General features: G+C 45.6%; 9 protein-coding genes and 1 pseudogene. 4 read left to right on the plus strand and 6 right to left on the minus strand.

Annotated features, from left to right (window positions below; genetic code table 11):
* Window positions 1-55 precede the first annotated feature (55 nt).
* Window positions 56-4,270, plus strand: coding sequence for a tetratricopeptide repeat protein (locus P2A85_RS18155; protein ID WP_377474430.1), 4,215 nt, complete (start codon window positions 56-58; stop codon window positions 4,268-4,270).
* Window positions 4,271-4,768: 498 nt separating this feature from the next.
* Window positions 4,769-5,197, plus strand: coding sequence for a hypothetical protein (locus P2A85_RS18160; protein ID WP_377474433.1), 429 nt, complete (start codon window positions 4,769-4,771; stop codon window positions 5,195-5,197).
* Window positions 5,198-5,286: 89 nt separating this feature from the next.
* Here P2A85_RS18160 and P2A85_RS18165 read toward each other — a convergent pair whose 3' ends face one another.
* From P2A85_RS18165 to tnpA, 4 genes are all read right to left on the minus strand, one after another.
* Window positions 5,287-6,759, minus strand: coding sequence for a RecQ family ATP-dependent DNA helicase (locus P2A85_RS18165; protein WP_377474435.1), 1,473 nt, complete (start codon window positions 6,757-6,759; stop codon window positions 5,287-5,289).
* A 180-nt stretch (window positions 6,760-6,939) separates the two neighbouring features.
* Window positions 6,940-7,323: a hypothetical protein gene (locus tag P2A85_RS18170; RefSeq protein ID WP_377474437.1), complete on the minus strand. Its 384-nt coding sequence runs from the start codon at window positions 7,321-7,323 to the stop codon at window positions 6,940-6,942.
* Between the two features lie 57 nt (window positions 7,324-7,380).
* Window positions 7,381-8,673, minus strand: a complete 1,293-nt coding sequence (locus P2A85_RS18175; protein WP_377474439.1) for an RNA-guided endonuclease InsQ/TnpB family protein — start codon at window positions 8,671-8,673, stop codon at window positions 7,381-7,383.
* The gene (gene tnpA, locus P2A85_RS18180; RefSeq protein ID WP_377474441.1) at window positions 8,666-9,064 is read right to left on the minus strand and encodes an IS200/IS605 family transposase; all 399 of its coding nucleotides are present in this window, start codon (window positions 9,062-9,064) and stop codon (window positions 8,666-8,668) included. The genes P2A85_RS18175 and tnpA overlap by 8 nt, the downstream gene beginning before the upstream one ends.
* 449 nt (window positions 9,065-9,513) lie before the next feature.
* Here tnpA and P2A85_RS18185 point away from each other — a divergent pair, with 449 nt between their 5' ends.
* On the plus strand, window positions 9,514-10,065 hold the full coding sequence (locus tag P2A85_RS18185; protein ID WP_377481563.1) for a M23 family metallopeptidase: 552 nt from the start codon (window positions 9,514-9,516) through the stop codon (window positions 10,063-10,065).
* Between the two features lie 473 nt (window positions 10,066-10,538).
* Here the strand turns inward: P2A85_RS18185 and ftsH are convergent, their stop codons facing one another.
* On the minus strand, window positions 10,539-12,476 hold the full coding sequence (ftsH, locus tag P2A85_RS18190; protein WP_377474443.1) for an ATP-dependent zinc metalloprotease FtsH: 1,938 nt from the start codon (window positions 12,474-12,476) through the stop codon (window positions 10,539-10,541).
* Window positions 12,477-12,678: 202 nt separating this feature from the next.
* On the opposite strand from ftsH, the pseudogene P2A85_RS18195 reads away from it, so the two are divergent.
* Window positions 12,679-13,198, plus strand: a pseudogene (locus P2A85_RS18195) (NADPH-dependent FMN reductase).
* Between the two features lie 38 nt (window positions 13,199-13,236).
* Here the strand turns inward: P2A85_RS18195 and P2A85_RS18200 are convergent.
* Window positions 13,237-13,467: a hypothetical protein gene (locus tag P2A85_RS18200; protein ID WP_377474445.1), complete on the minus strand. Its 231-nt coding sequence runs from the start codon at window positions 13,465-13,467 to the stop codon at window positions 13,237-13,239.
* Between the last annotated feature and the right edge of the window lie 64 nt (window positions 13,468-13,531).

A 13,531-nucleotide genomic window follows, 5' to 3' on the forward strand; every position in this document is an offset into this window, starting at 1 on the left:
TGCTGGTAATGGGTAAATCTATTATAATTATAACTTAAATCCAGCCGCGAAAAAAATGGCAGAAAACTCCCTACGCATCAATCACGCGGGCGATTCAATCCAACTATTCTGGCAGCGAGGCTACTCTGCGCCCCGTTTCGCCCCTGCCGTAACCTTTGAACATCCCTTTGACAGCAAGGCATTAGCCGATTTGCGCTGGTATCTCGAAGAATATCTGCGCTTTCCCTACGGACTGGAACCGGAAAAGGCTAAACAAATTGAACAGGAATTGCAAGCTTGGGGACAGCAGCTATTTGATTTAGTATTTCGCAGCAGCGAGAAAGCGCGAGACTTTTTCCAGGAAGCGACGCGCGCCGGATTGGATAAGTGCGAAATTAGCATTGTTTCCGACAATCCAGCCGTACTCAATTTGCCTTGGGAATTGCTGTTTACCCCCGATTATCAATTTCTCGCACCTTTGCTGGCGGGGATGTATCGCAGTCTTAGCGAGTATGCAGTTCGAGCAGAATTGGGAACAATGTCTGAAGAACAATTAAATATTTTATTAGTGATTGCTAGACCCTATGGAGAACGCGATATTAATTTTCAAACTATCGCCCGCCCCATGCTAGAGGCACTCAAACCTATTAAAAAACAGGTGAATCTCACTGTATTGCGTCCGCCTAGTTTAAAGCAGTTTGAAGCAGAACTGAACGCGCGGAAAGGGTTTTATCATATCGTTCATTTTGACGGACATGGAGACTTTGAAGCTGACAGCAAAACTGTTCAAACTCAATATGGAAAATCGGGAGAAGGCGTTTTAGTCTTTGAAGATAATGACGGCGAACCGGAAATAGTTACTGCTAGGGAAATTGCTCAATATTTGACAGATTGTCGCGTACCGATGTTTATTCTGAATGCTTGCAAGTCGGGACAAGCTGGGGAAGAAGCATTTTCTTCCGTGGCGGGACAGTTGGTGAAGTTGGGCGCGAAAGGCGTTGTTGCTATGGCTTATTCCGTCTATGCGACAGGGGCGAAACACTTTATGGGACGGCTGTACGGGGAATTGGTGCGGGGAGAAGACATCGCCTCGGCGGTGGCTGCGGGGCGCAAATCTATGTTGATAGACAAACAGCGCCCCAGTCCCAAAGGGCCTTTACCGCTGCAAGATTGGCTGGTGCCGGTGCTGTATCAGCAGGAACCTTGCAGGCCTTTTTGCCCGAAAACAGCGACTCCCAGTTTTGCAGATTTGATGGGGGAAGCTGACACGGAGGCTATGCTGGCGGTAGGTTTGCCAGAAGTTAGCGCCTATGGTTTTATTGGGCGAGATTACGATATTTTGTCTCTAGAAAGAGCTTTTCGCAAAAATCATGTCGTGCTGTTGCAGGGGATGGGTGGCGTTGGGAAAACTGAGTTAGCTGGAGGTTTTGCGCGGTGGTTGGGTGATACTCAGGGGCGAAAAGGTGGCGTTTTCTTCACTTCTTTTGAACGCGGTGCGGGTTTGAGTCAGGTAGTCAATCAAATTGGCCGGGCGCTGGGTGGTGAAAAATTCTCGTCATTGTCGCCGGAAAGACAGCAGGAAGTGGTGCGAGGATATTTGCAAACTAATCCTTGTTTGCTGATTTGGGATAATTTTGAACCGGTGAATGGGTTTCCCCAGGGGAATCCGCCGCTTGTACCGGCTGCGGAAAGAGAAAGTTTGAAACAGTTTCTCAAACAGTTCCGCGGGGGGAAATCTTGGGTGCTGATTACCAGTCGGCGCGAGGAAATTTGGTTGGATTGCGGTTACGCGCTGCGGGGGTTAAAGGGATTGGTGCAGCCGGATGCGGAAGAGTTGGCGGCGCGGATTCTGCGGGAAGCGGGGGTTGACAGGGCGAAATTGCCTGGGGAATATCTGGAGTTGCTGAAACTGTTGGGCGGACATCCGCTGTCGCTGAGGGTGGTGTTGCGGCATTTGAAGTCGCAAACTCCGGTGCAGTTGATTGAGGCGCTGCGGCGGGGATTGGATACTTTCCAGGGTGCCCAGGAGGAAGGGAGAGAGAAATCTCTGGCGGTGTCGCTGGATTATTCGTTTGCTAATTTGTCGGCACGGGCGCGGCAGCATTTGCCGTTTTTAGGTCTATTTTCTGAGCGAGTTGATGCTGACTGGCTTCATCTTTTTTCGGAAAGTTACGATGATGGATATGAACAAGAATATCGGGCGGTGTTTGAGGAAAATTTGCAGATATCGGATTGGATTGGACTTTTGAATGAAGCGACTACCGCCGGAATTCTGGAACATTTGGGGGGAAATATTTACAAAATTCACCCGGCATTGCCTTGGTATCTGCGACAACAGTTAGACAAACTGGGTTCGCAGGAGGTAATCAGTAACCAGGAAAAAAAGTTGCTGCTTTTCTACGCAATGTTGGCGGATAAATGCCGTCGGGAACTCGTCAGTAATGCGGAACTAGCAAGCTTTGTGCTGCGAGTGGAAGAACCGAATTTATTGCAACAGTTGCGGCTGGCAGAACAGCAGCAGGAATGGGCTTATGCTCACGCAATTCTGTATGCTTTGGGAAATGTGTATACAAGGTGGGGACGCAAACCGGAATTTAAGTCCCTGCGACAACGGGCGCTCAACCAAATTGGGTTCCACTTGGTAGAGGCAAAGGCAAAGGGTAAAGCTGCTTTTGATTTCTGGATGTATCTGCGAAGAGTGGATGCAAATGAAGCTCTTGAAAGTGCTGACTTGGAAACAGCAAGAGCAGTTTATCCAGAAATTCTAGATGAACTGATAGCCTTAAATGACCCTTCATTCAATGACAAGATTGCTATTTCTTTTTCTTATCACAATTTGGGAAGAGTAGCCGAAGAGCAACGGTGCTTTGATGATGCGATCGCTTTTTACAATAAAGCTCTCCAAATTTATGAAGATGCGGGGGATTTTTACAACCCTGCTAGCGACTATCACCAACTGGGAAGAGTAGCCCAAGAGCAACGGCGCTTTGACGATGCGATCGCTTTTTACAATAAAGCTCTCCAAATTTATGAAGATGCGGGGGATTTGTACTCCGCTGCTATGGACTATCACCAACTGGGAATAGTAGCCCAAGAGCAACGGCGCTTTGATGATGCGATCGCTTTTTACAATAAAGCTCTACAAATTTTTGAAGATGCGGGGGATTTGTACTCCGCTGCTAGGGACTATCACGAACTGGGAATAGTAGCCCAAGAGCAACGGCGCTTTGACGATGCGATCGCTTTTTACAATAAAGCTCTCAAAATTAGAGAAGATGAGGGGGATTCTTACAAGGCTGCTGGTGACTATCACCAACTGGGAATAGTAGCCCAATTGCAACGGCGCTTTGATGATGCGATCGCTTTTTACAATAAAGCTCTCAAAATTTTTGAAGATGCGGGGGATTTTTACTCCGCTGCTAGCGACTATCATCAACTGGGAGTATTAGCCCAAGAGCAACGGCGCTTTGATGATGCGATCGTTTTTTACAATAAAGCTCTACAAATTTTTGAAGATGCGGGGGATTCTCACAAGGCTGCTATGGACTATCACCAACTGGGAAGAGTAGCCCAAGAGCAACGGCGGTTTGATGATGCGATCGCTTTTTACAACAAAGCTCTCAAAATTTTTGAAGATGCGGGGGATTTTTACGACGCTGCTAACCAGTATCACCAACTGGGAAGAGTAGCCCAAGAGCAACGGCGCTTTGATGATGCGATCGCTTTTTACAATAAAGCTCTCAAAATTTATGAAGATGCGGGGGATTCTCACAAAGCTGCTGGCGACTATCACCAATTGGGAGTAGTAGCCCAAGAGCAACGGCGCTTTGATGATGCGATCGCTTTTTACAATAAAGCTCTCAAAATTTATGAAGATGCGGGGGATTCTCACAACGCTGCTGACGAGTATCAAGAATTGGGAAACATTGCCAAAGAGCAAGGAGATTTTGATACTGCTGTTGCCTATTTCCAACAAGCATTTGCAGCCAGAAGTGCAGCCAATGATTGGCGTCAAGCTTCATCAACTTTAATTGCATGGGGCCAAACCTTAGAAGCCGAATCTAATTGGATGGAGGCGGTGAAAATTTACATTCAAGCCTTAGCCATTGACATGGAGCATAATTCTGAATGGGTTGGCTCGGATATCGGAGATTTAGGGCGGATGCTGAAGCAGTTGGGAGACAGTCAGTTTCAGGTAATTTGGCGAGAGTTTACGGGTGATGAGTGTCCGGGAGAGTGGTTTTCAGCTATTCAGAAAGCTAGTGAAACAGAGGAGGAGGGAGCAGATTAATTGTGACAGGAATTACGCATGGGGGTTCAGAAACCGGGTTTTTACGAAGATATTCGTTGCGACGCGCAGATTCGCGAAAAAACCCGGTTTCTTGGTGTGACGCATGGGCTCAGAAACCGGGTTTTTGCGAAAATATTCGTTTTGATGCGTAGATTCGGGAAAAAACCCGGTTTCTCTGGTCGGATGGCGTAGGCCACGGAGGACACGGCAGTGCCGTTTCCCTACCCCGAAATCGTCGTTCTTCTTCGTAAATTAATTCGGACATAGCAATGCCGTTTCCCTACCCAGAGACTGCTGACAAGACTATTAAATCTAGATCCCCCCTAGCCCCCCTTAAGAAGGGGGGGACAAGATTCTGTTCAAAGTCCCCCTTCTTAAGGGGGATTTAGGGGGATCTGGACTCAGGAAAAAGCGAAATTTCTCATACCACCAGATTTAATATTACTGGTATAATCATTACCATCAAAATTATTTAACTAACCTACCGCAATTAACAATATGGAACCGATACTAACTTCCGCTGAAATGAATGAAAAGCGGCTGCTGTTGCAAGATTACGCTCCCGCCCAAGCAGCTTTTGCTATCTTGGAAAAACACAACGGCAGACTTGACAACAGTTTTGATGAATTGTGGGGTGAAAATAACAATCTTGAATCCTTTGCACAGCCAAAAAGTGGCAAATCCCTATGGCAAGTCACGCTGAAAACTCTCCGCGCTGAACTCTGTGGCAATGATGGTTTGCGGGCACAATTTAAAGACTATACTAAAAATCCTGGGAGTACGCCTTTGCTGACGGGATTAATAGTTGCCGTTGTCGGCTTGGGCGCTTCTTCGGGAATTCCGATCGATCCTAGTATTGCTACTATTATTGTTCTGTATCTGCTCAAAATTAGTCTCAATATTTTTTGCGAATATACTGACAGTTGACAGTTGACAGTTGACAATTGACAGTTAGATAGTATGGTAATTAAACGGTTTTATGAAGCGCGAGGCAGCGGTTTTATTCATGAGGTTATTTATCTCCTAACCGATGTGGCAGTTGTTGCACAATTATCGCAGTGTCCGCAACGCATTGATTTAGCTTCCTTTGCAAAACCAAAAGCTTGCAATAAGAATTGCCACCTACACTGCCGGTGTTTTAGGTAGTTTGCCATTTCCTCAGCGGCGGTAAAATTTGATTTGTCGCCTTTTTGCTGTGCCGATTTATTGATGACATAATTAAAAGGATTTTCCCATTTTAATTGGCCGCTGCTGTGCAGAATTGAAAGGGCGATCGCACTTTCGGGAAATTCGCGCGAAACTGCATCTACATTACCTTGAACGGGCAGGTTTTTAGCTAATTGCTGCGCTTCTCGATATTGCGATCGCAATTTATCCTGAAAAAACTCCTTTCTTTGTTTATCTTCGGGGTATAACCAGCCCGTCGGTTCGCTAATTAACGTCAGGGCGATCGCCGATTTGCCGTCGCGTCCGCCTCTACCAATTTCTTGAATGTATTCTGATAATAGCAAAGGTGCTTGATAGTGGACAACCCATCGGACATCTGACTTATTAATTCCCATACCGAATGCTGAGGTACAAACCACAAATTTAAGCTGATTGTTCAGCCAAGCTGTTTCAATTTGTCGCCGTTCTTCTGGACTTAAGCCTGCGTGATATGCTGCTGTTTGATAACCTGATTCTTCCAGCAAATTCGCCAAATTTTCGGAATCTTTTCTAGTGCGAACATACACTAAACCTGCTTCTTTTGGTCGAGATTTAATAAAATTTAATAACTGCTGTTTTCGTCCCCTCGGAGTCCAAACTGTTTGGACTTGCAGGTGTAAGTTAGAACGATAGGGACTTAGCAGAAATGCTTCCGGCTTTTGCAATTGCAAGACATTTTTGATGATTTTTTGTGCTTCGGGGTTGGCGGTAGCGGTGAAAGCGGCGATCGCAATTTTACTTCCTTCCGGCTTAGTTTTCAACAAAGCCGATCGCACAGTACCCAAACGCCGATAAGCTGGTCGAAAGGTATCGCCCCATTGGACTAAACAGTGAGCTTCATCTAATATTAAACCATTTATTTGTATTTGTGGCTGACTGATGATTTCCCAGACAGATTTGCTGAGCAAGGTTTCGGGAGATAGGTACAGCAATCTCCACTTATTTTGTTGCAGAGATTGCATAGTTTGTCGCTGCTGCTGTCTTGGCAATTGACTGTGGAGAAGGGCGGCGGGGAGATGGCGATCGCGCAATTCTTGCACTTGATTTTCCATCAGGGCTACCAGCGGCGAAACTACGAGAGTTAAGCCTGTTTGTAACAAAGCTGGCAGTTGAAAACAGATAGATTTTCCACCACCAGTCGGCATAATGATTAGCGTGTCTTTTCCGGCTAATAAACTGGTGACAATTTCTGCTTGGGGTGGTCGAAAATCTGCATACCCCCAAATTTTTTGGAAAGCGGCGCGGGCTTGATTTAATAATGTTAATTCTGGATTAAGTTTCATGCACTTTATTTGCAACGGATCATGCGATATTTTTAAGAGCTCGTACAGGACTTACGCGCTTCGACAAAAGAAACCGGGTTTTTTAGTGAATCTGCGGGTGACAACGAAATATTGTCGCAAAAACCCGGTTTCTGACCACCCGCGCCTAAGTCTTGTCCAAAATCCAAAATCTAAAATTCCCTAAGAATCCTCACCATCTCGGCGTCCGAGTTCGTAAACTGCGCCTCCAATACAGGCGATCGTACCCATAGATACGGCCCAACCTGTACCCAGAGACAATTCTACGCCCCAATTGCAAAGTCCCCCGACAATTAAAAAAGGCACAATACTCAACAGCGAAGCGTAAAAGGCATTTTGAGCTTCTCTACTTTGGCGAGTCTTCTCAAACTCGGTTTCCGAGGTGTAAAGAGATCTTTCGGCAAAATTCATCCAGCGGTTGAGTTGCAGAATCACCCATGCTGTCAGGGGTGATAGACCCCAATACAGGGCCAAAGACCATAAAGACGCACCGGCGATCGCAGTTGCGTCTATGGCAAAACTAAAGGGAAAAATTTCAGTAAGCATTGCTGGGTGTCAACTGTAAATATGAGATTTTAGAGTTCATCCAAAATCCCCGGACAACTATAGTTTGATACTCCCCAGCCCGATCCGGGACTGGGATTCTTGAAGAGTCCAGATACGAACTTTCAAAGGCGAAATCAAAGCGCCTCTACGGACTCCTTTTAGGCATAGCCCTAAAGTTGTCGCTACTTTTCGCAAAATGTTTGCAGCACCGTTACAGTCTGCATTGATTTTGCTTCCATCTTTTGAACGATACAACCCACGATTGACGCGCTTTCCAGACTCTTTCCACCCTTCAGTTTTTTCACCGAACTTAGGCAGTTCATCTAAATCTAAAAAACTCGCTTTGCTTGTATAGCTCTCTTCGGTTTCAACAAACCGAATATTATGTTGTTCGCAAAGCTGAGAAATTCTATCTTTCAACCGAGCGGTAGGAATTTGCACAAAGCTTTGATTGGTTTTACTGCCAAGATTTATTTCTTGACGCATTCCCTTATTCCAGCCAAAAACAACTGTGCCTATTTGGTTCTTGATGCAGTGATTTAATACCAATCGCGCTGCTTTATTGACTGCATCTCTGGCTTGCCTATTTCGTTTCTCTGTAATCCTCGCTAATCGCTTAGACCAAAAGCCTTGAGGTCTATGTTCCTTAATCGCTGCCACCCGTTTGTTATACCATTGATTCAATGACTTTAGATGTAGCCCATCTACAATAAAACTTGTTCCCACATTGGAAACGCAGGTCAACCAATTATTTAATCCCGGATCGATACCTAAAGCTTTACTAACATCTAATTCAATCACTATAGGCTGAATTTTGTAGACAAACTCGGCATAAAATTGCCCATTCTTTGGCAAAATGCGAATTTCTCTAATTTTCTTGTAGTCCAGGTTGGACGGCATAGGCAAGTAAAATTCACCAATTCCAAACCATAGCTTAACTTTACTTCCTAATGGAAATCTCAATTGCCCATTTTTTAGCTTTACGTCTGCCTTTGGAAATGCCACGAGCTTCAAGCTGTTTTTGCGGTATTTCGGCAGTTTAGGACGTTGTGTTACTGTGCCACTGCCAACTCCCTTAAGCAGCCCAATATATGACTTAAAAGATTCCGCAACACTGGTTAGCGTTTGTTGAGCAACATGGGAATACAGTGCTTTAAAATGAAGATTTTCCTTGAATAATTTGTGCAAATCATATTTGCCGGGAATTTTCCCGGTTTTAAAATACAACTGACGAGAATAGTAAGTCCCGCAATTAGCTAATTTATTCGATTCTTCGCACACAAACTCTAGGACGTTTCTTAACTCTCGGCTTGGGTCTATCAGGTTTTGCTGACATCCATAACTAGACATTTTTTTGATTCTCAATGTATTGTTTAATTACTGAAATAGGCGCGCCACCAACAGTAGCAATAAAGTAGCTATTAGTCCACAGGGTTGGCAATCGACTTTTTAGCCAAGGGAATTCTTGACGCAGATATCGAGAAGATCGTCCTTTCATGTACCGGATTAACTTAGCAATCCCAAACTGAGGGTCGCACTCAACCAGGAGGTCAACATGATCTGGCATTACTTCCAGTTCAATCAATTCACTACCGAACTCGGTCGAAATCTCTAACAATATTTCTTTTAAACGGGTATCAACGCCATTCACTAAAACCTTGCGACGATATTTGGGACACCACACAATATGATACTTGCAAGAGTAGACAACATTTTTGTTTGATTTGTAATTAACGCTCATAGTATCGTTATACAACACAAACCTGTATATAATACAATTTTGTATTAATATTTGTTAAACACTGAAGGCGGCGGTCACTGAGCGTAGTCGAATGTGTTGAAACCGCTACCGACTTATCCCCGTGTCTAAAGCCAGGGGCTTGCGTCTCGTTCTTAGGTCAAACAAAGAGTCGATCGAATTCAACCGTAGCAGGAATGATGTAGCAAAATTCTGGTTGCGCCGCCCCCCGCATTTAGCCGGAAGCCTTGACACCAGTTCTGCATGAAGTAAGATACACGTTGTTGATAAACTGATTCGCCAAGCCGGTAGATCTCACACGCTATGTGGCAGCGAATTGACAACATAGACAACGTACACTCGTCCATAAATTCTTACTTTGAGCCGTGAAAAAAATCCTGCAAGACTCTAGAGGCCCGCTGACAGTAAAACGCTTTTTTCGTCTCCGACAGATGCTGCTGCTGGTACTTTCGATCGGCATTGTTTTGATTAGCCCTTATTTACAGCAGCAGTTGGTCAAAGCTCAGTCAGCTTTACCCAGCAAAGTAGCCACGGGTAATTTGTGGCAAGAAGCTTCTTTTCCTGTGGAAAAATTTCAAGAATACACTTCTCCCTTCGGTCCCCGCGGCGGCGATTTTCATTACGGTTTGGACATGGCAGCCCCCGAAGGCAGTTATATTCGCAATTGGTGGGGTGGTCAAATTGCGGAAGTTTGGGAAGACGGTAGGTGTGGTACTGGTATTGTGGTGCGATCGGGCAATTGGGAACATATCTATTGTCACCTCAGAGGCAGAGTAGAAACTGCTAACGGCGGACGTTATTATACCGATCGCGAAGGCTTACAAATTTGGCAAGGTCAAACAGTGCCAGCCGGTGCGAGAATTGCCAGAGTTGGGATGACTGGGCGGACGTCTGGCCCTCACCTGCACTGGGGATTGAAGTACGATGGCCGCTGGGTAGATCCGGCTTTGGTACTGCGGGAAATGTATGCACAACAGTCTTAGTTAGTCATTAGTCATTAGTCATTAGTCATTAGTCATTAGTTAGTAGTCATTAGTCATTAGTCATTAGTCATTAGTCATTAGTTAGTAGTCATTAGTCATTAGTTAGTAGTCATTAGTTAGTAGTTAGTAGTCATTAGTCATTAGTTAGTAGTTAGTAGTCATTAGTTAGTAGTTAGTAGTCATTAGTTAGTAGTTAGTAGTCATACCAAATCCGTTAGCATCGGAATTATTAAACTCTCTCTTCTCTTCCTTCGCGTCCTTCGCGCCTTCGTGGTTAAATCATTCCGATACAACCGGAATTGATATCATTAGTTAGTAGTCATTAGTTAGTAGTCATTAGTCATTAGTTAGTAGTTATTGGAACCAACAAATAACAAATAACAAATAACAAATAACAAACAACTGACCAATGACTAATGACCAATGACTAATGACCAATGACTACTGACCAATGACCAATGACCAATGACTCTTTATCTCGGTGCCAATTGTTTTTTCGGTGACTGGGTGTATTTATTCACAATTTGGCGGAATTCATCGCCATCGATGGTTTCTAAATCCAACAGTTTTTCCACAAGTTTGTCTACCAAAGGACGGTTTTCGCTGATAATCCGGCGGGCTTCTGCGTAGCAGTGAAAAGCAATCGTCCGAATTTGTCGATCGATTTTGTCTGCCATTTCTTCAGAATACTGCGATCGCGAACTCCACTCTCCGCCCAAAAATACCTGATTGCTGGGACTTTCCAAGGCCACAGGCCCCAAATCCGACATTCCATAAAGCGTTACCATCTCTCTGGCGAGATTGCTAACTGTTCGGATATCGCTACCGGCACCGGTGTCGATTTCGTCGTCGCCGTAGATTTCGGCTTCCGCAGCCCGTCCCCCCAAAGCTACTGTAATCCGGTTTAACATCAGCGATCGACTCCTCAAACCTTCGCTGTCAATCATTTCGTCGTCTAGCGAAAAGCTAGTAAACCCTTCGATGCCGCCGGAACGAGGAATGATTGTCACCTTTTCTACCGGGTCAGCATTTTTGAGCATGGTCGCTACTAGGGCGTGTCCGACTTCGTGGTATGCTGTCATCCACTTTTTCTTGCTGTCGAGTAGGGGATTGAGAGTCAGACCGATCGTGATCCGGTCAATCGCATCGTTAATTTCTAAATTAGCGATCGTATCTTTGCGCCGTCTGGCTGTGAGAATTGCCGCTTCGTTGAGCAAATTGGCTAAGTCGGCCCCAGAAAAGCCGGGAGTACGACGGGCGATCGTTTCTAGCGTCACTTCTGGGTCAAGTTTTTTGTTGCGGGCGTGAACTTGCAAAATCCCCAAACGCCCTTTGTAGCTTGGTAAATCTACCGTTACTTGGCGATCGAACCTACCAGGCCGCAACAAGGCAGTATCGAGGACATCCGGGCGGTTGGTAGCGGCAATGATAATTACGCCGCTGTTACCCTCAAAGCCGTCCATTTCTGTCAGCAACTGATTGAGAGTTTGTTCCCGTTCGTCGTTGCCGCCACCTATGCCCGCCCCCCGTTGCCTGCCTACGGCATCTATTTCGTCGATGAAGACGATGCAAGGGGAATTTTCTTTAGCTTTGCGGAACAAGTCGCGGACGCGGGAGGCGCCGACACCCACGAACATTTCGACAAATTCGGAACCGGAAATCGAAAAGAAGGGCACCCCTGCTTCCCCGGCGATGGCTTTTGCCAACATGGTTTTACCTGTTCCGGGAGGTCCGATTAACAAAACTCCTCTGGGAATTTTGGCACCGATGGCGTTGAATCGTTCGGGTTTTTTGAGGAATGTGACGACTTCTTGAAGTTCTTCCTTGGCTTCTTCGATGCCTGCTACGTCGTCGAACATCACGCCGGTTTTAGCTTCCATTTGGAAACGGGCTCTGGATTTGCCGAAGTTCATGGCATTTCCTTGGGATTGGGTCGATCGACGCAGGATTGCCATCAGCACTGCTAGCACTGCGAAAATTACTAGCAAGTTTATGACTAAACTGACGGCGGCAGTGTTATCTGCGGTTTGTTTGACTTCAAAGTCGATTTTTTTGGCGCGGATTTGCGAGTAAAGTTCCCGGTTGTTGTAGTCGAACAGGGTAACAACTTGGGCTGTATCCGTTGGTTTTTGGTCTTTTAGTTTAACTTTGGCCGTTCTTTGGATTTCATCTATTTCGATTTTGCTGACTTGTCCTTTGTCTATGCTATCGATCAGTTTGCTGTAACTCATGGTGTTTGGCGTGGTATCGGCAAACACCGGTGTCGAGAGCAATATTCCTTGAGAAAGCACCAAACTGCCCAGGATGCGCCAAAGATGCCGTCCAGGAATTGATGTTTTAGGACTCTGCCTCGACTTGTCTTGTTTGGCGGCTAGATGCCCCAGCCATGCGTGTTTCCAAGAATTTTTCATATTGCTTTGCCCAAAGTTGAAGACTACCAAGGTTGAAGACTGCCAAGATTGGCTGCTCTTCGTTTGCTGCGTTTATCTATTTTAACAAGAGGGCGGGGTCCCCATCACTGGTTGTGCAACCTTCTGTTGACAATGAAGCATCCAGCTTGTTAAATTAATCATACTCATAATGAGTACGTTTTATTTGGCTCTTAACCTAATTATGGTAAAAATAGTTGGAATTGGCGGAAGTTTGCGGGCTGGTTCTTACAGCCAGATGGCGCTGGATATAGCAGCACAGCGGGCGCAGGCCCTGGGTGCCGAGGTGGAAGTATGGGATTTGCGATCGCTCAATCTGCCTTTTTGTACTGGAGAGAATGATTATCATCAATACCCCGATGTGGCAAAAATACAGAATTCGGTTAAGGCGGCCGACGGTTTAATTTTGGCAACGCCGGAGTACCACGGCAGCCTCAGCGGTGTATTGAAGAATGCCCTGGATTTAATGAGTTTTGAGCATTTAGATGGAAAAGTGGTGGGTTCGATCGCCGTTTTGGGAGGGCAAGTTAACAGCAATGCGCTGAATGATTTGCGCGGGTGATTCCTGAACAAATTGCGATCGGACAAGCTTGGAAGGCTTTTAGTCCAGAGGTAAATTGTTGGATGAAAAGTTGGATGAAAGGTTCGACCAATTTGCTCGCAGCTTAGTAGAAAATACCCAGAAATTGCGCGGAATTCAGTAGTAAAATGCTGGCTTTTGTCAGTGATTAATTGTTATGAGTTAAAATGGCATATCGATCGCCTCTCCGAAGGGATAGGGTTCATCCATCACCATCCTGCCGGGTTTTGACTCATATTTGTCAATCCACTTTTTGGCTAATTCCAAAGCTTCCTCCTCAGTTTTGGCATTTTGGACAGCGACGTGCCGATTGCCGCGGCTATCCCAAACCTCGACGTAGAATACTTTCTGAGACTGCATAATCCAACCTTTATAAGTGTCTGCTGGTTCCATAGTGACGATCCTAAAACAATCGGGTGGGGGGTTCAATTGCTGAGCTAATTCTCAATATTGCCAT

The sequence above is a fragment of the Microcoleus anatoxicus genome, assembly GCF_042465725.1.
GTDB lineage: Bacteria > Cyanobacteriota > Cyanobacteriia > Cyanobacteriales > Microcoleaceae > Microcoleus > Microcoleus anatoxicus.